At 72.1% G+C, this 17,036-nt stretch carries 21 protein-coding genes; 5 read left to right on the top strand and 16 right to left on the bottom strand.

Going from position 1 to position 17,036, the window contains the following annotated elements:
• Positions 1 to 34: 34 nt before the first annotated feature.
• Positions 35 to 694, top strand: coding sequence for a 2-phospho-L-lactate guanylyltransferase (gene cofC, locus OL358_RS07340; RefSeq protein WP_264709308.1), 660 nt, complete (start codon positions 35 to 37; stop codon positions 692 to 694).
• A gap of 50 nt (positions 695 to 744) precedes the next feature.
• Positions 745 to 1,176, top strand: a complete 432-nt coding sequence (locus OL358_RS07335; protein ID WP_264709307.1) for a cupin domain-containing protein — start codon at positions 745 to 747, stop codon at positions 1,174 to 1,176.
• A gap of 110 nt (positions 1,177 to 1,286) precedes the next feature.
• On the opposite strand, the gene OL358_RS07330 is transcribed toward OL358_RS07335, so the two are convergent.
• From OL358_RS07330 to OL358_RS07300, 7 genes are all read right to left on the bottom strand, one after another.
• Positions 1,287 to 2,030, bottom strand: a complete 744-nt coding sequence (locus OL358_RS07330; RefSeq protein ID WP_264709306.1) for a sulfite exporter TauE/SafE family protein — start codon at positions 2,028 to 2,030, stop codon at positions 1,287 to 1,289.
• 1 nt (position 2,031) lies between these two features.
• Positions 2,032 to 3,018 carry a 2-phospho-L-lactate transferase gene (cofD, locus tag OL358_RS07325; protein WP_413631344.1) on the bottom strand — a complete coding sequence of 329 codons (987 nt, stop codon included), beginning with the start codon at positions 3,016 to 3,018 and terminating at the stop codon, positions 2,032 to 2,034.
• 4 nt (positions 3,019 to 3,022) lie between these two features.
• Positions 3,023 to 3,856, bottom strand: coding sequence for a uroporphyrinogen-III synthase (locus OL358_RS07320; protein WP_264709305.1), 834 nt, complete (start codon positions 3,854 to 3,856; stop codon positions 3,023 to 3,025).
• A 176-nt stretch (positions 3,857 to 4,032) separates the two neighbouring features.
• Positions 4,033 to 4,317: a hypothetical protein gene (locus OL358_RS07315; RefSeq protein ID WP_264709303.1), complete on the bottom strand. Its 285-nt coding sequence runs from the start codon at positions 4,315 to 4,317 to the stop codon at positions 4,033 to 4,035.
• Positions 4,307 to 4,708: a phage holin family protein gene (locus OL358_RS07310; protein WP_264709302.1), complete on the bottom strand. Its 402-nt coding sequence runs from the start codon at positions 4,706 to 4,708 to the stop codon at positions 4,307 to 4,309. The genes OL358_RS07315 and OL358_RS07310 overlap by 11 nt, the downstream gene beginning before the upstream one ends.
• Position 4,709: 1 nt before the next feature.
• The gene (locus OL358_RS07305; RefSeq protein WP_264709300.1) at positions 4,710 to 5,132 is read right to left on the bottom strand and encodes a hypothetical protein; all 423 of its coding nucleotides are present in this window, start codon (positions 5,130 to 5,132) and stop codon (positions 4,710 to 4,712) included.
• A gap of 99 nt (positions 5,133 to 5,231) precedes the next feature.
• Positions 5,232 to 6,722: a protoporphyrinogen/coproporphyrinogen oxidase gene (locus OL358_RS07300; protein WP_264709298.1), complete on the bottom strand. Its 1,491-nt coding sequence runs from the start codon at positions 6,720 to 6,722 to the stop codon at positions 5,232 to 5,234.
• Between the two features lie 73 nt (positions 6,723 to 6,795).
• On the opposite strand from OL358_RS07300, the gene OL358_RS07295 reads away from it, so the two are divergent.
• Both OL358_RS07295 and OL358_RS07290 read left to right on the top strand, forming a co-directional pair.
• Positions 6,796 to 7,377: an HhH-GPD-type base excision DNA repair protein gene (locus tag OL358_RS07295; protein ID WP_264709297.1), complete on the top strand. Its 582-nt coding sequence runs from the start codon at positions 6,796 to 6,798 to the stop codon at positions 7,375 to 7,377.
• Positions 7,377 to 7,799, top strand: coding sequence for a DUF1801 domain-containing protein (locus OL358_RS07290; RefSeq protein ID WP_264709296.1), 423 nt, complete (start codon positions 7,377 to 7,379; stop codon positions 7,797 to 7,799). The genes OL358_RS07295 and OL358_RS07290 overlap by 1 nt, the downstream gene beginning before the upstream one ends.
• Before the next feature lie 231 nt (positions 7,800 to 8,030).
• Here OL358_RS07290 and OL358_RS07285 read toward each other — a convergent pair whose 3' ends face one another.
• The 3 genes from OL358_RS07285 to OL358_RS07275 form a co-directional block, all read right to left on the bottom strand.
• On the bottom strand, positions 8,031 to 8,816 hold the full coding sequence (locus OL358_RS07285; protein ID WP_264709295.1) for an SDR family NAD(P)-dependent oxidoreductase: 786 nt from the start codon (positions 8,814 to 8,816) through the stop codon (positions 8,031 to 8,033).
• A 609-nt stretch (positions 8,817 to 9,425) separates the two neighbouring features.
• Positions 9,426 to 10,811 (bottom strand): glycine--tRNA ligase, encoded by a 1,386-nt coding sequence (locus tag OL358_RS07280; RefSeq protein WP_264709294.1) that lies wholly within the window; start codon positions 10,809 to 10,811, stop codon positions 9,426 to 9,428.
• 123 nt (positions 10,812 to 10,934) lie between these two features.
• Positions 10,935 to 11,318, bottom strand: coding sequence for a DUF4870 domain-containing protein (locus OL358_RS07275; RefSeq protein WP_319805436.1), 384 nt, complete (start codon positions 11,316 to 11,318; stop codon positions 10,935 to 10,937).
• Positions 11,319 to 11,413: 95 nt separating this feature from the next.
• Between OL358_RS07275 and OL358_RS07270 the strand changes: the two genes are divergently transcribed.
• A complete protein-coding gene (locus OL358_RS07270; RefSeq protein ID WP_264709293.1) occupies positions 11,414 to 12,043 on the top strand; it encodes a hypothetical protein in 630 nt (209 codons plus the stop codon).
• A gap of 7 nt (positions 12,044 to 12,050) precedes the next feature.
• Here the strand turns inward: OL358_RS07270 and OL358_RS07265 are convergent, their stop codons facing one another.
• The 6 genes from OL358_RS07265 to OL358_RS07240 all read right to left on the bottom strand — a co-directional run bounded on the left by OL358_RS07265 (position 12,051) and on the right by OL358_RS07240 (position 17,000).
• A complete protein-coding gene (locus OL358_RS07265; RefSeq protein ID WP_264709292.1) occupies positions 12,051 to 13,382 on the bottom strand; it encodes an alpha-hydroxy-acid oxidizing protein in 1,332 nt (443 codons plus the stop codon).
• A 41-nt stretch (positions 13,383 to 13,423) separates the two neighbouring features.
• Positions 13,424 to 13,582, bottom strand: coding sequence for a hypothetical protein (locus OL358_RS07260; protein WP_200950676.1), 159 nt, complete (start codon positions 13,580 to 13,582; stop codon positions 13,424 to 13,426).
• 75 nt (positions 13,583 to 13,657) lie between these two features.
• The gene (locus OL358_RS07255; protein ID WP_264709290.1) at positions 13,658 to 14,548 is read right to left on the bottom strand and encodes a hypothetical protein; all 891 of its coding nucleotides are present in this window, start codon (positions 14,546 to 14,548) and stop codon (positions 13,658 to 13,660) included.
• On the bottom strand, positions 14,545 to 15,678 hold the full coding sequence (menC, locus tag OL358_RS07250) for an o-succinylbenzoate synthase (protein ID WP_264709289.1): 1,134 nt from the start codon (positions 15,676 to 15,678) through the stop codon (positions 14,545 to 14,547). Before menC ends, OL358_RS07255 begins: the two co-directional genes overlap by 4 nt.
• A 39-nt stretch (positions 15,679 to 15,717) precedes the next feature.
• Positions 15,718 to 15,888 (bottom strand): hypothetical protein, encoded by a 171-nt coding sequence (locus tag OL358_RS07245; RefSeq protein WP_264709288.1) that lies wholly within the window; start codon positions 15,886 to 15,888, stop codon positions 15,718 to 15,720.
• Positions 15,889 to 16,082: 194 nt separating this feature from the next.
• Positions 16,083 to 17,000 (bottom strand): cyclase family protein, encoded by a 918-nt coding sequence (locus OL358_RS07240; RefSeq protein WP_264709287.1) that lies wholly within the window; start codon positions 16,998 to 17,000, stop codon positions 16,083 to 16,085.
• Positions 17,001 to 17,036 lie beyond the last annotated feature (36 nt).

Below are 17,036 nucleotides of genomic sequence, written 5' to 3'. Positions count from 1 at the left end.
GGACGAACCGGGCCGGGCACGATCGGAAGCCGGCGTGCCGGCGCCAGCGAGCACCGCTGACCCTGAGATCGGTACGCGCAGCGCGCGCTGGGTCGTCGTCGTGCCGGTCAAGCCCTCCGCCCGGGCGAAGTCGCGGCTCGACGTCGACGGTGTCGGCCGCGCCGAGCTCGCCCGGGCCATCGCGCTCGACACCCTCGCCGCGGCGACCGCGTGCGACCTCGTCGCGCAGGTCGTCGTGGTGACCGACGACGCCGCGCTCGCCCGCGACGCCGCGACGATCCCCGCGCTGCGGTTCGTGCCCGAGGGCGACGCGTCCGGTCTCGACGCCGCCGTCGCCGCGGGCGTGGCGGCGGTCGATCCGGGGGGACGGATGCCGCGCGCCGCCCTGCTCGGCGACCTCCCCGCGCTGCGACCCGCCGACCTGTCCGCCGCGCTGCGGGCTGCGGCATCCGTCGACCGCGGCGTGGTGCCCGACGCCGAGGACGCCGGATCGACGCTCGTCACGGCGAACGCCGGCGTGGGGTGGGTGACGTCCTTCGGCGAGGACTCGCTCGCGAGGCACGTCGCGCTCGGGTGCGCCGTTCTTCCGATTCCGGATGCCACGTCCCTGCGCCGCGACGTCGACACCGCCGCGCAGCTCGAGTCCGCGCGCATGCTCGGGCTCGGTCCCCGCACGTCCGCACTGCTCGGCTGAGGCATCCGCGCACCACCTCTCCGGCGAACGGCCGACGGTAGCCTGACCCCATGAGCGACTACCAGGTGCTGGAGATCGGCGGCCTCGACGAGTGGCGGGAGCACTACGGCGGCTTCCGTCCGGAGAGTTCGCGCGACGGCCGCCGAGTGGTCGACCACGACCTCACGATGCAGTACATCGGCATGACGGCGAACGCGCTCGAGCCCGGCGAGGAGGCCGGCTACTGGCACGCGCACGCGCGCATCGAGGAGCTCTACGTGTTCCTCGGCGGCAGCGGCCAGATGGGGCTCGACGACGACGTGGTCGACGTGGAGCCCGGCACCGTCGTGCGCGTGGGTCAGGGCGTGTGGCGCACGTGGCGCGCCCGGCCGGACTCCCCCGAGCAGCTGCGCTGGCTCTGCATCCGCGCGGGCGGTTCCGAACTCCCCCATTTCCCCGACGACAGTACGCGCGACAACGACCGCGCCGCACCCTGGGCCTGACGCGTCGTCCCCTCGACCTGACGCGTCGTCCCCTTCTGCAGGAGATCTCGCATCGCGCAGGACCATTCCGTGCGGCATCTTCCTGCACAAGGGGTGATCTCCTGCCCGGGTCAGGCGACGAGGAGGTACACCGCTCCGACGATCGTGAAGACGATCACCAGGCGCTCGAACACGCTCTGATCGATGCGCGAGGCGATCCACCGACCGCAGATCGCACCCACGACGACGGCGGGGACCAGGACCAGGTCCAGCACCAGGCTGGACGGCGTGATGATGCCGATGCCGATCGAGAACGGCACCTTGAACACGTTGATGATCGCGAAGAACCAGGCCGCCGTGCCGAGGAACTCCTTCACCGGGAACCGGCGAGCGAGGAAGTACATCGACATGACCGGGCCCGCGGCGTTCGCGACCATCGTCGTGAAGCCGGCGAGCGTGCCGTACGTGACGGCGGCGGCGGTGTGCGGTCGTCGGGCGTCGACGGTCGCGGTCATCCGCCGCCGGAACAGGGTGATCGCGACCACCACGAGCAGGATCACCCCGATCGTGCGCTTGACCCACGCGTCGTCGGCGAACGCGAGGAACACGACGCCGAGCGCCACGCCGGCGACGACGGCGGGCATGAGGCGCCACAGCTCACGCCAGTTCGCGTGCCGCCGGTACATCAGCACCGCGAACACGTCGGCGACGATCAGCAGCAGGAGCAGCGCGCCGGTGGACTGCTTCGCCGGCAGCACCGCCGCGAAGATCGCGACCGCGATCGTTCCGGCGCCGGGGATCGCGGTCTTCGACAGCCCGACGATCACGGCCGCGACGGCGAGCAGGCTCCAGCCGAACCAGGCGAGTTCGGGCACGTCACACTCCCGCCGCGACGAGCGCCGTCTCGGCGATCGCGGCGGAGGCAGCGGCATCCGTCATCCACAGCGGCGTGACGAGAGAGCGGATGCCGCCCCCCGCCACCTCTGGTGCGAGGGCGTCGTCCTCCTCGGCGAGAAGCCACGCGTCGAGCACGCCGCCCGTCTCGCGCGAGCCGTAGTGCGCCGCGACCGCCGCCGCGGATGTCTCCACGCCGATCGCGGTGAGGCACACGTCCGCCATGCCGCGCACGACCTTCCCGCCGATGATCGGCGAGATCCCCACGACCGGCGCGGCGGTGGTGGCGACGACGTCGCGGATGACGGGCACGGCGAGGACCGGGCCGATCGAGACGACCGGGTTCGAGGGGGCGATCAGCACGACGTCCGCCGACGCGATGGCCTCGACGACGCCTGGTGCGGGTGCGGCGACCTCGATGCCCGGATTCTCGAACCGGGCCGGAGCGAGGGCGGCGCGGTGGCGGGTCCACCACTCCTGGAAGTGGAGGCGCGAGCCGTCTTCGAGCACGACGACTGTGTCGACCTCGGCGTCGGTCATCGGCAGGAGGCGCGCACCGAGCGGCCAGCGCTGCGACATCCGCTCGAGCACCTGCGTCGGCGAGAGGCCGTCGCGCAGCCACCCGGTGCGCGCGAGGTGCGTGCCCAGGTCGAGGTCGCCGAGCGTGAACCACGGCCAGCCGGCGCCCCACTCCTGGAGCTCGTGGTTCACGCGCTCGGAATCGCCGTCACGACCCCAGCCGCGCGCGGTGTCGTTGACGCCGGCGAGGGCGTAGGTGATCGAGTCGACGTCGGGCTGCAGCCGCACGCCGGAGAGCCAGATGTCGTCGCCCGTGTTGACGACGACGGTGAGGGCGGCCGCGGTGTCGTCCATGCCCCGCCGCCGCAGCGCTTCGCGCACGCCGAGCACGAACTTGGATCCTCCGACACCGCCCGCGAGCACGACGACGCGGGGCGAGACGCGCACCACCGGGTCAGTCCTGGTGCGGAAGCGGGAGAGCTCCCGTGCGCGGGGCGAACTCGTCGGCGGCATGCGGGAGCGAGAAACGCGCCACCGCGTCGATGAGCGCGTCGACGGTCTGCGTTTCGGCGACGACGTCGACCGGGAGCCCGGCGCGGCGGGCGTCCTTCGCCGTGCGGGGTCCGATCGCGGCGATCAGGGTGGTGGAGGGGACGTGCGGGAACTGCGCGTGGACCTGCTCGGCGACCGATCCGCTCGTGACGAGGATCGCGTTGATGCGGCCCGAGCGCACGTCCTCGGCGATGCGATCCGTCACCGGAACGCCGACGGTGCGGTACGCGACGACACTGCGAACGCGATGCCCGGCCTCGGACAGCATGTTGGTGAGCACCGGCTTCGCGATCTCGCTGCGGAGGGTGAGGATGTCGCGCGGCTCCGGTTCGAGCCCGATGAGCTGCTCGGCCATGCCGGCGGCGGAGTTGTCGTCGTCGGGGACGAGATCGACGCGGTAGCCGACGGCGAGGAGCGCAGCCGCCGTCGTCTCGCCGACGGCCGCGATCTTCGTGGAGGCCGGCACGATCGCACGGTAGGCGTAGAGCACGTCGACGGTGGTCGCGCTCGTGACCGTGAGCCAGTCGAAGGCGCCGGCGGCGAGATCGGCGAGCGAGCGCTCGAGTGCCGCCTGGTCGTTCGTCGGCGCGAAGTTGATGAGCGGAGCGATCACGGGGGTGGCGCCCTGGCGTCGCAGGCTCGCCGCTACTCCGTCGCCCCAGGGGCCGCCGCGGGGCACGAGGACGCGCCATCCCGCGAGGGGCTTGGCGGGTACGTGCTGGGACGCTGTGTTCATGGGGGTCGACTCTCGTGGTGCTTCAGCCGGCCGCCCCAGACGTCGAGCGGCCGATGCGCGAATCGAATCGGGCTCGCGCGTCGGCAGCATCCGCACCATTGCACTGCCTCATCCCGAGCATACCCCTCCGCCCGCATCCCGCGGCCTGCCGGGTCCCGGTGGGGGCGTGACGGGTGTCAGCGGCTGTACGAACGGGCGAAAGCCCAGACCCCGGCACCGATCGCCGCCGCCGCCGCGACGACGGCCGCCGCCGCGAGGACCGGATTGCGCTTCGAGAACTTCTGCGCCTTGTCGACCGAGTCGTCGATCCTGACCGCGAGGCGCCTCGGAAGGTTGCCCTTCACCTCGATGGCCGCCAGTGCCGCCTTGAGCTCGGCGCGGGCCTTCTCCACCGGATCGGTGATGCCGAGCGGGACGGCGGTGCGTGGCATGGGCACGGGCACGGGCGCGTCAGAACTCATCGCGCACCTCCTTCACATCCTGGGCGATCGACTGCACGGGGTTCTGGCTCGCGCCGATCCTGCGGAATCGCAGGATGCCGAGCAGCGCCAGGATCGCCGTCACGATCAGCATCGCGAAGAAGACGACGAGTGCCGACAGCCACACCGGCCACCACGACGACAGTCCGGCGATCACGAACGTGCCGAGCACGGGCACCGACCAGAACAGCACGAAGAGCGCGGCGAACATCCACAGCGCTCCCCACCCGCCCTCCTTCGCGGTGCGCGCGGCCCACTTCTTCGCCGCCTCGATCTCGGCGGTGACGAGGTTGCGGACGAGCTCGGGGACATCGCCGAGCAGCGTCAGGAGGCTGTCGTCGGCGCGGTCGCGGAAGCCACGCGGCGAACTCATGTCACGCTCCGCCGCGCCCGGCGGCCGGGGTGTCGTCGGTCTTCTCGTCGATCAGGTCTTCGACGGCATCCTTCGCGGCCTTGGCCGTGGTCTTCGCGGCCTTGGCCGAACTCTTCGCGGCGCGCTCCACGTCGTCGGCCTGGTCCTTGCCGGTCTGCAGCGCGGCGTCGAGGCGCTCGCCGGGCGTGCCCTTCGTCGTCGCCGCCTTCGTGACCTTGACGGCCGAGTCCCACAGCGTGCTGGGGAGAGCCATGGCGCTGGACTTGGCGAAGTCCTTCACCTTGCCGACCTGCTCCTGCACCGGGTCGAGGTGCCAGACCTTGAGCCACTGGGTCTTGATCTGCTCGTAGCGCTCTCGTCCCGCTCGGGTGCCGAGCACGTAGCCCACGGCAAGTCCGACGACGAGTCCTGCTTTGCCCCTCATGGGGTCTCCTCACGCTCGGTAGTGCGCTGATGACCATCCCAGGGTAGCCCTGTATGCCGATTCCGGCATCCACCCTTGACAACGGCCGTCACGACGTCTTCAATCGGACGCCGGAGACGCCCACAGCGCCGCGCGACGCACGCGCTCGGCCTCGTTCCGGGCGTCCGCGACGACCTGCGCCAGACCGCTCCCCGCGAGCCACGCGCCCACGGCCGCGAGGCCGGGGAGCGCCGCCACGGCCTCCCGCACGGCCGCCGCGTGATCGTCGTGACCGAGCGCCGAGGCGGGCAGCGGCAGAGCGAATCCGGTGCGTCTCCAGTCGCGCACGACGTCGGCGTCGAGGGGCACGCCCAGGAGAGCGGATGCCTCCGCCCGGGCCGTCGCGACGGCTTCGGCGTCGGGCAGCGCGGCTTCGGTAGGCGCGGTGTCGGTCGGTGCTATGCCGCTCGAATCGCCGGCCGGCCGGTCGAACGCGACCTGGAGCACGTGCACTCCCGGCCCGGAGGCCTCGGCCAGCCAGCCCCAGCGGGCCGTCGCGTGGACGACGCCCGAGGCGCGACCCGAGCCTGGCACGGCGTAGACCTGCCCGCCGCGCGGCGCCCCGTCGAGGCGGGGCGCGTCGACGACGAGCGTCACGATCTCGCGGCGGGACGCGGCTGTCGTCATCTGCCGCACCGCGGACCCCGCGTGCGGCGCGAGCAGCCCCGCGGCGCCCTGCGGCCCCGCCGCGACGACGACGATCTCACCCTCGAACTCTCCGCCACCCTCGAGGTCGGGGATCACACGCCAGCGGTCGTCGGGGGTGCGCTCGATCGCGTCGATGCGGACGCCGGTGACGAGCTCGGCGCCGAGGCCGCGCAGGCGGGCGACGAGGGCGTCGACCAGCGGGGCGAGGCCCCCGTCCAGCGACTCGACCGCCGGACCGTCGCGCCCCACCAGCAGATCGGCCACGGCGCCGCCGAGCGACCCGGTGCGCGTGAGCGCCGAACTGAGGCCGGGGGCCGCCGACGCGACGTCGACCCGGTCGGGGGTGATCCCGAAGCGCCCCACGCTCAGCGGCGCGACCATCCGGTCGAGCACGGCCTCGCCCATGCGTGTGCGCACGAGGCGGGCGAGACTGCGCTCCTTGCCGATCGTGAGGGGCGGACGCAGGCGGTCGAGGTACGCACGCCACACACCGCCCCAGCCGATGAACCTCCGGACCGACTCGTCCCACGGGTTCGCCGGGATGCCGAGAACCGACTCCTGCGGAACCGGCGCCGCCGCACCCTTCGGCAGGCCGGCGATCCACGTCCGATCGTCGGCCGGCGTCACGACGAGGTCGCCCAGCCCGAGCTCCTCGACGAGCTCGCGCACGACCCCGCCTGCCGTCCAGCACGAGGCCCCGGTGTCGATGCGGATCCCGTCGACCTCGGCAGACGAGATCGTGCCGCCGAACGCGTCCGATGCCTCGAGCACGGTCACCGGCATCCCGACCTTGGCGCATTCCCACGCGGCGAGCAGCCCGGCGATGCCGCCGCCGACGACCACCACCCGTGTCTCGCGCGCGTGGTGCATGAGCTCGTCGAACGGTTCGGGGGCAGCGGGCATGGTGCCATCCTCGCATCCGGACGCATCGTGAACCTGGTCGCACCGGCTGCGGGACCAGTGCGAGACTGGCGTCATGACGCTCCACATCACGGGGGACGAGACCGCCGACCGTCTGCTCACCGACGACCCGCTCGCTCTGCTGATCGGCATGCTGCTCGACCAGCAGGTCGCGATGGAGACCGCCTTCGCGGGCCCGCTCAAGATCGCGGAGCGCGCAGGGACCCTGGATGCCGCGGCCCTCGCGACCTTCGATCCGGAAGCCTTCACCGACCTCTTCAAGGCGACGCCCGCCGTCCACCGCTTCCCCGGGTCGATGGCCGCGCGCGTGCAGTCGCTGTGCGCGGCGGTCGAGCAGGACTGGGGCGGGAATGCGTCGGCGATCTGGACCCAGGGCGATCCTGACGGCGCCGCGGTCCTGGCGCGACTGAAGCGACTGCCGGGGTTCGGCGAGCAGAAGGCGAAGATCTTCCTCGCCCTGCTCGGCAAACAGTACGGCTACAACGGGACCGGCTGGCGCGAAGCATCCGCCCCCTACGGTGAGGACGGCAGCTTCCGCAGCGTGGCCGACATCGTCTCGGCGGACTCACTGACCAAGGTGCGCGAGCACAAGCGCGCGATGAAGGCCGCGGCCAAGAGCGGCGGCGGAGGCGTCTGATGAAGAAGACCGGCGGCAGCGTCGCCGCGTTCATCGCCGGGGTCACCCCTGCGAAGCGCCGGCGCGACGCCGAGACGATGGTCGCGCTCCTGGAGGAGGTGACCGGGCGCGAGCCCGAGCTGTGGGGCACGATCGTCGGCTTCGGTGCGTGCCACTACCGCTACCCGACGCGTACCGAGGGCGACGTTCCCCTCGCGGCGTTCGCCCCCCGCAAGCAGGCGACGACGGTGTACCTGCTCAGCACGGCCGAGTATCCCGACGAGCTCGCGCGGCTGGGCCCCCACGACGTCGGTGTCGGATGCCTGTACATGAAGGACCTCGAGCAGGTCGATGCCGACGTGCTGCGCGGGATCATCGCCGAGGACTACCGGCGCCTCCTCGCCGGCGAGACCGGCTCAGCGGAGTTCACGGTCACCGACTGAGCTCGCCCGTCGCCCCTTCTTGGTCGATTCGGGCTGCTCGCTCTGGTGCATGTCCGACTCTTCGTCGGCTGAGCGTCGCTCAGGCGACAGCAACGGGGACGGATGCTGCGCCCCGCCTCGCCGCGAAGCCCGGCGGCCGGCCCTACGCCCCGCCTCGCCGCGGCACCCGCCTCGCCGCGGCACCCCGCCTCGCCGCGGCACCCGCCCCGCCGCGAAGCCCGGCGGCCGGTGCTACTGCAGCACGCGGCCGGTCAGCTCGAGCGTGAGCCGACGCGGCATCACGCGTGAGGCCCACGCCGTGACGGCATTCGTGCGACCGACGACGACACTGGCACGCGGGCGACGCCTGTCGAGCTCGCCGAGCGCGCGCGCCACCACCCGCGCCGGGGTCTTGAAACGACCCACCGCCGCGTCGGGCGTTCCGACGACCTCGAAGAATTCCGTGCGGGTCGCGCCGGGGCTGAGGGCGAGCACCCCGAGTCCCGAGCCCTTCGTCTCGTAGGCGAGCGCCTCGGTGAAGCTGAGGACGAACGCCTTCGTCGCCCCGTACACGGCCATGTTCGGGCACGGCTGGTACGCGCCGGTGCTCGCGACGTTCACCAGCACTCCGCGGCCGTCGGCCAGCATCCCGGGCAGGAACTCCCGAGTGATCGACACCAGCGCGCCCACGTTGACCCGCACCATCTCGTCGATGCGGTCGGTACCGGCGACGGCGAAGTCGCCCTTCATGCCGAAGCCGGCGTTCCCGATGAGGGTGTGGATCCGGATGCCGCGCTCGTCGATCTCGCGGCGGAGGGTGGCCGCGGCATCCGCTCGGGACACATCGAGCGCGATCGGGGTGGCGGTGATCCCGTGCTCGCGGGCGAGCCGGTCGGCCAGTTCGCGCAGCCGGTCCTCGCGGCGGGCGACGAGCACGAGGTCGGCACCGCGGCTCGCGAGCTGGGCCGCGAACTCGGCGCCGATCCCCGCGCTCGCGCCGGTGATGAGTGCGGTCGTACCGCGGTGGTCTCTGGTCATCCTGCAACGCTAGACGCGGGCGAGACCGTGACGGAGGGGGTTGCGGCCATGTCGCACGACGTGCGGGTCCACGGCTCCAGTACCCGCCGATCCCGTGACAGCCGAGCGCCCGCACCGCGCCATCGCACCCCACCGCGCCACCGCACCCGCCGCACCATCCGGTTCCACGCGCGCCATCCGGTTCCACGCGCACCATCCGGTTCCACGCGCACCATCCGGTTCCACGCGCGCCATCCGTGCGGCAGGAGATATCCGCTGCACAGGCCGATTCGGCCCCGAAACATCCTGCAGCACAGATTTCTCCTGCGCACCGTAGACGACGAACCGGAGACCGCGCCCCGGGCCAGGAGAACGACGGATGCCCCGACCCGGCGGGGCCGCACCATCCGGTTCCCGCCGCGCCATCCGGTTCCACGCGCACCATCCGGTTCCACGCGCGCCATCCGTGCGGCAGGAGATATCCGCTGCACAGGCCGATTCGGCCCCGAAGCATCCTGCAGCACAGATTTCTCCTGCGCACCGTAGACGACGAAGCGGAGACCGCGGCCCGGGCCGGGAGAATGACGGATGCCCCGACCCGGCGGGGTCGGGGCATCCGGTGTCGTCGGGTCAGGCGCCGCGGAGGCGCTCCGCCAGATAGGCGTGGAGGGTCTCGAGGGGCACGCGCTCCTGGCTCATCGTGTCGCGGTCGCGCACGGTGACGGCGCGGTCCTCGAGCGAGTCGAAGTCGACCGTGACGCAGAAGGGCGTGCCGATCTCGTCCTGCCGGCGGTACCGGCGGCCGATCGCGCCGGCGTCGTCGAAGTCGACGTTCCACTCGCCGCGGAGGTCCTCGGCCACCTCGCGCGCGATCGGCGAGAGCTGCTCGTTGCGCGACAGCGGCAGGATGGCCGCCTTCACCGGCGCCAGGCGCGGGTCGAGCTTGAGCACCGTGCGGGTGTCGGTGCCGCCCTTCGCGTTCGGCGCCTCCTCCTCGTGGTACGCGTCGACGAGGAACGCCATCATCGCGCGAGTGAGTCCGAACGAGGGCTCGATCACGTACGGCGTGTACTTCTCGCCCGAAGCCTGGTCGAAGTAGGTCAGCGACTGCCCCGACGCCTCGGTGTGGCTGCTGAGGTCGTAGTCGGTGCGGTTCGCGACGCCCATGAGCTCGCCCCACTCCTTGCCGGCGAAGCCGAAGCGGTACTCGACGTCGATGGTGCCGGCCGAGTAGTGCGCGCGGTCGTCTGCTGGCACGTCGAACTGCCGCATGTTCTCGGGGTCGATGCCGAGGTCGACGAACCAGTTCCAGCACGCCTCGACCCAGTGGTCGAACCACTCGCCGGCCTCGGCGGGCGGGGTGAAGAACTCGATCTCCATCTGCTCGAACTCGCGCGTGCGGAAGATGAAGTTTCCGGGCGTGATCTCGTTGCGGAACGCCTTGCCCACCTGGCCGATGCCGAACGGCGGCTTCTTGCGGCTCGCGGTGAGCACGTTCGAGAAGTTCACGAAGATGCCCTGCGCCGTCTCGGGGCGCAGGAAGTGCAGGCCGGACTCGTCGTCGACGACGCCGAGGTAGGTCTTCACGAGGCCCGAGAACGCCTTGGGCTCGGTGTACTGGCCCTTGGTGCCGCAGTTCGGGCACGGCACGTCGGCGAGCCCGTTCTCGGCCTTGCGGCCCTTGCGCGCCTCGAAGTCCTCGATCAGGTTGTCGGCGCGGAACCGCTTGTGGCACTGCAGGCACTCGACCAGCGGGTCGGTGAAGGTGGCGACGTGACCGGATGCCTCCCACACGCGCTTGGGCAGGATGATCGACGAATCGAGGCCGACCATGTCGCCGCGTCCGCGCACGAACGTCTGCCACCACTGGCGGCGGATGTTCTCCTTGAGCTCCGTGCCGAGGGGGCCGTAATCCCACGCCGACCGGGATCCGCCGTAGATCTCACCCGCTTGGAACACGAACCCGCGGTGGCGGGCGAGGGCGATGACTTTGTCGAGGCGGGACTGCTCGGCCACGGTGGCTCCAATGGTCGGGAGAGGGGAGTGCGGAGTCGCTGCGCCGCAGAGCGCGGCATCCGTCGATTCTAGTCGCCCGGCCCGCGCGGCTTCGCGGCGCTCGAACCCGGCCCGGAGCTCAGCTCACGAGACGAAGCGGATCGCGAGCGGGTACTGGTACCACTCGCCGCGGCCGGCCTTCACGGCCGCGACGATCGAGCACACGATGTTCAGCACCGCGACGGCGAAGAGGATCACGAACCCGACGAGCACGATGGTGAGCACTCCGCCGACGATCGAATAGATCAGCAGGCTCAGCTGGAAGTTCAGGGCGGCGGCCGTGTGGGAGCGGACGAACGGCCCCCGGTCCTTGAGGATGAGGAACCCGATGAGCGGCACGAGGAAGCTGAAGAAGAGCGACCCGAGGTGCACGAGCGTCGCCCACGTCTTCTCGTCGGACGGGCTCATCGGCTGCGGCGGCTGGGCGTAGCCGTACGGCGCCTGGGGTGAGGGGGGAGGGTAGGTCACCCCGCCACTCTACGGAGCCGTCGGGCACGAACGCACGGGGGCAGTCCCCCGGAATCGCGCGGAGCTACCCTGGGGATGCCGGATCGGAGGCTCTCATGGTCGAGCGCGGGGCGGGACGCCACCTGCGCACGTCATTCGTCGCGACGCTGCTGAGCGCCGCCGTCCTCGCGGGGTGCGCGAGCCCGTCGCCCCACGGCGACGAGCTCTATCGTTCCGCGCGCGAGGCGAACCTGCAGTTCAAGGGGACGGTCGCCGGCGTCCTCCGCCACCTCTCGAACGCGTCCTGGCAGGTGCAGGAGTACGGGGACTCACCCCTCGACTGCGCGGACGGGTACGGGTTCTCGCTGCACCGCACGACGTACGAAGGGTGGATGCTGCGCACCGACGCCCTCACCACCGTGGAGGAGGCCGCGGCGTGGCTCGCCGCGCGCGGCTGGACCACGAGCGCGCCGACGGTCGGCGGCGGCGGCGCGGTGGTCGAGGCATCCGATCCCTCTCGATCGATCGCGGCACTCGTCATCGAGGTGCACGACGGCGAGGGCACGGCCGACGCGATCGGCGTCGGCGCGACCTCGGGCTGTTTCGAGGGGGACGCGGAGGAGCTGAAGGCGCTGCTCTACCCGGGCTACCCCGACCGCCTCTCCGTGCACGAGCCTCTGCCCCTCGTCGAGCAGCCCGACGATGCGCCCGTCTTCGGCTTCACCCGGGACGGCCGCCCGCGCTGACTCCGGCTCAGGCCTCGCGCAGCGCGTCGCGGCCGACTTCGCCGATCGCGGTGCGGCCGGACAGTCCCAGCGTGATGTCGAGCTCGGCGAGCACGTTGCGCACCACCTCGCGCACGCCCTCCTCGCCCGCGATGCCGAGCCCGTACGCGTACGGCCGGCCGAGAGCGACGACCGTCGCACCGAGGGCGAGGGCGATGAAGGCATCCGATCCCTGCCGCACGCCGGAGTCGAAGACGACGGGCACGCGTCCGCCGACCCGATCGACGACAGCGGGCAGGGCCTCGAGGGTCGGGACGGACTGGTCGATCTGCCGACCGCCGTGATTGGACACCCAGACCCCGTCGACGCCCGCATCGAGGGCGCGCGCCGCGTCGTCGGGATGCACGATGCCCTTGAGCAGGATCGGCAGGCTGGTCCACTCGCGGGCCTTCGCGAGGTCGCCCCACGTGAGCGCGGGCGTCGAGAACACGTCCAGGAAGGTCTCCACGGCCGCGCGCGGCAGGGGCGAGCGCAGGTTCTCGCGCAGTCCGGCGCCGGTGAGCGCGGCGCCCTTGCGCGCGATCTTCACTCCCGCCGCCACGGTCTTCGGCGTCATCCGCACGGCCGGAGCGGCCGGGGCCGCGGCATCCGGTCCCTTCCTCACACGCTCGCGCACGAGCTGCTGGAACACGGGATCGCTCGTGTACTGCGCGATCCCCATCCCCCGCGTGAACGGCAGGTACGCGAGGTCGAGATCGCGCGTGCGCCAGCCGAGCAGGTGGGTGTCGAGCGTCACGACGATGGCATCGCAGCCGGATGCTTCGGCCCGCCGCAGCAGCGAGGCGTTGAGGTCGTCGTCGGCCGACCAGTAGAGCTGGAACAGCCGCGAGCCGCCCGGCGCTGCATCCGCCACCTCCTCCATCGGGAAGGACGCCTGGTTGGACAGCGTGTACGGCACGCCGAGGGATGCCGCGGCCCGCGCCACCGCGAGGTCGGCGTCGTCGTGCGCCATCTCCATCACGCCGAGCGGCGCGAGAAGCAGCGGCGTCGGGCGCCGCCGTCCGAGGAACTCGACGGAGAGGTCGCGCGTCGACACGTCCCGCAGGGGCCGCGGCCACACCTGCCAGCGCTCGAACGCGGTGGCGTTGGCGCGCATCGTCCGCTCGGCCCCGGCACCGCCCGCGATGTAGGCGAACGCCTCGGCGCTCAGCGCTTTGCGCGCAGCTCGCTCGAGTTCTGCCTGATCGACCGGCACCCGCGGACGAGTGCCGCTGATGCCCGCGCGGTAGATCTCCGACTGGGTGCGGCGGGAGATGCCGCGCGCTGCTGCGGGATCGTTGGGAGCGACGCTGCTGACCATGCCCCCACTTTAGGCGGGGGCATGGCAGCAGCCAGGTCGGATCAGGTCTGGCGGCGGATGAAGCGCATGAGCCACGCGATCACGGCGATGATGATGATCACAAGGCCGATCCACAGCAGGAACTTCGCGGCCTCGATGAAGACACCGAGGAGCAGCAGCACGACGCCGACGATGAGGAGGATGACTGCGAGAGAGGTCATGTCACCACTCTGGCGACGACCCGGCTCGCGTTGCAGGGTCTTGACAAGCGGCATCCGCCCGCGCTCGCGCCCGGCCTAGGAGCCGAACCCGCACCAGTTCGCGACCCACGTGAGGATCTCCCCGCGCATGTCCTCCGACGCGGCGAGCTCGATCTCGCCGGGCTCGCCGTCGATCTCGACCTGGAGGTCGAAGATCGTGCCGCGTTTGTCCTCCTGCACCGCGTGCGGGTCGCACCGCAGCGGCACGAGCGGCAGGGGCAGGACCACGGGCTCGGTCGCGCCGGGTTCGAGCTCGACGTCGATCGCGTGCGCGTCGGCGGTGTCGCCGGCGGGCGCGGCGAACGTGAGCAGGTTGGTCGTCTGGATCGAGCGGATGCCGGCACCGCCCGCCCCCGTGGGCGTCACGGTGAGCTCGAGCACCGCCGGCTCGCCGGCCGGCGACGGCTCGAACGCCGTGAAGGCGACGTCGGCCGCGGCCGAGAGCAGCACGACCCGGCACTCGCGCTCGTGCAGCGGCGCGACAAAGTCGAGCGGATCGTCGATCGGGACCGACGCCTCTCCGCCGCTGTCGCCGAGCGTGTAGGTGAGGTCGACCGTGGCGGTGACGGCCTCGGGGATGTCATCGCACGCGACCGGAGGCAGCTGCACGCGGATGCCGACGCTCCGGCCCGGCGCGATGGTGCTGTCGCGCGCGGCGACGCGTGCGATCGCGCCGTCGAACCGCGGGTCGTCGATCGCGACATCGCCGACCACGAGCTCCTCGTCGGTGTCGTTGGTGACGACGACCTGCGCCTGGCGCGCAGCCACGTCGGACCGCAGCTGCTGCAGCTCGACGGTGACGCCGGCGGGAAGGCCCGCGGACGCGCTCGGCGCGGGCGATCCGGCCGGTGCGCACGCGGCCAGCCCGAACAGCGCCGCCGAGATCACGGCGGCGCGGAGAGCCCTGCCCCGGCGCGACGCGGTCACCGCGTGAGCGTCTCTCGGGCCACGGTGAAATCCTCGAGCGCGATCGGATCGATCTCGACCCCCAGTCCGTGCCCGGTCGGCACGCGCACGTGACCGTCCTCGAGCACGGCGGGCTCGGTGACGATGTCGCGCGTGTAGAACCGGCTCGACGCCGAGACGTCGCCGGGCAGCGTGAAGCCCGGCATCGCCGCCAGCGCGGCGTTGGCGGCGCGGCCGATCCCGGTCTCGAGCATGCCTCCGCACCACACCGGGATCGCGGCATCCCGGCACAGGTCGTGGATCGCGACGGCCTCCAGGTAGCCGCCGACCCGGCCCGCCTTGATGTTGATGACGGATGCCGCCCCCAGCGCCAGCGCGTCGGCGGCGGCCTTGGCCGACACGATCGACTCGTCCAGGCACACCGGCGTGCGCAGGCGCCGGGCGAGCGTCGCATGATCGACGAGGTCGTCCTCCTGCAGCGGCTGTTCGATGAGCAGGAGGTCGAAGCGGTCGAGCTCGGCGAGGGTGTCGACGTCGGCGAGCGTGTAGGCCGAGTTCGCGTCGACCTGCAGCGTGATCCCGCCGAACGCGTCGCGCACGGCGGCCGTGTCGGCGATGTCGCGGCCGGGCTTGATCTTGATCTTGATGCGCGCGTAGCCCTCGTCGAGGTAGCCGCCGACCGCGTCGACGAGCGCGGCAGGGTCGCGCTGGATGCCGACCGACACCCCGCTCGGCACGCGATCGCGCACCGCGCCGAGGTACTCGCCCAGCGCACGGCCCTCGCTGCGCAGCGCCGCGTCGAGCACGGCGAGCTCGAGACCGGCCTTCACCATCCGGTGGCCGACGAACGGCGCCAGCACGGTCGCGACCTCCTCGGGGGCCAGGCGCCCCCGATCGAGCAGCGCCGGTGCGAGCCAGCGGAGCGCGACATCCCACGCGCTCTGCGTGTACTCGCTCGAGTACAGCGGCGCCGCCATCGTGACGATCTCTCCCCAGCCGTCGCCGTCGGAGGTCAGCGCGCGTACGACGATCACCTCGCGCACCGTCTCGGTACCGAACGACGTGGTGAACGGGGAGACCAGCGGAAGGTGCAGCACCCTCAGCTCGAACCCCTCGAGGGCGACGGATGCCGCGGCAGAGGCGATGGGCATGCGCTCAGATTACGCCCGCCCGCGGCGCGGACGCGGGCGTCAGTGGGCCACGCGCAGGACGGGCAGCGGCCGCGCCGCCCGAAGCTCCGGCAGGACCGGCACGTACGTGCCGCGGGACCGTCGCGGTCCGTGCGTGCGCCCCGGCCGGCGGCGGTCGCGGTGCAGCGCGCCGGCCAGTGCGGCCATCAGGATCTCGATGTGCTCGTGCATGGTCGTCCCCTCGCGTGCGTGTTGCAAGAGAGGAGCACCGCGGCCCGCGCCAGATACCTCGAGCCGTCGGCTTCAGTCCCCCGGGCGCATAACTCCTGCACTTCGGCGAGCGCGGCGGGCGAGAATGCCGTGATTCCGGGCACGCGACCCGCGAGCGATGGAGATCTGCAGGAGTTATGCGCCGCGCGGCCGGCTCAGTCGAGGACTTCGGCGAACGCGCGCACCGGGAAGGTCCCGAACCCCTCGACGGCCGGAGGAGCGGCCGTGAACCGGGCGCCGCGCGGCGGCAGCTCGCCCAGGTTCGTCAGGTGCTCGACGACGTGCACGCCCGCGCCGAGCAGCAGGGTGTGCGCCGGGCGCTCACCCCCTGATTCGGTGTCGTCGATGTTGAGCGAGTCGATGCCGACGAGCGTCGCACCGGCGTCGATGAGCCACTGCGCTCCCTCGCCGGTGAGGAACGGCGCGCCGGAGCCGTACTCCGGCCGGCCGAACCACCGGTCCCAGCCGGTGTGGAGCAGCACCGCCGCGCCCCGCACGTCGCGATCGGCGAGGGTCTCGGGACGGATGCCGCGACGTTCCGGCGTCCAGGCATCCTCGAGATGGAACACCTCGGCGCGCAGACCGACCAGCGACGACAGCTCCAGGCCGGCGAGGTCGGAGCCTTCCGCGTAGCGGTGGAACGGGCTGTCGAGGTAGGTGCCGGTGTTGCCGATCATCGTGAGGATGTCCATCGCGAACTCGGTGCCCGGCGCGTACTTGGCCCGCGAGTCCTCGCGCGTCAGGTGCGGTGCGATGCTCGGCACGGGCAGCCCGGGGTAGGTCACGAGCCCGGCGCGGATCGGATGGCTGAGGTCGACGATGCGGGTGCTCGCGGCGACGCCGGGCGCGGCCGCCACCCCGCGGCTGCCGCGGTGCGGCTCCTCGACGATCCGCAGCCCGCGCAGATCGACCTCGTCGACCAGCGCGAGCCCGAGGTGCTGCACGAGCAGCCGGCCGATCTCGGCCTCCGGCAGATCGCGGCCAGGCAGGTCGAGGCGGAAGCCGGTGCCGGAGAGGTCTCCGCCGTTGGCGAAGCGGATGTCGAAGTCGAAGTGGGCGCGGTAGTCGGGCATGACGCGAGCCTAGGGATGTCCGGCCCGCGATGAGCG

This window comes from Microbacterium sp. SSM24, assembly GCF_025989145.1.
Classification (GTDB): Bacteria; Actinomycetota; Actinomycetes; order Actinomycetales; family Microbacteriaceae; genus Microbacterium.
Note: the sequence above shows the minus strand (reverse complement) of the source record. Positions and strands in the feature narration are given on the sequence as shown.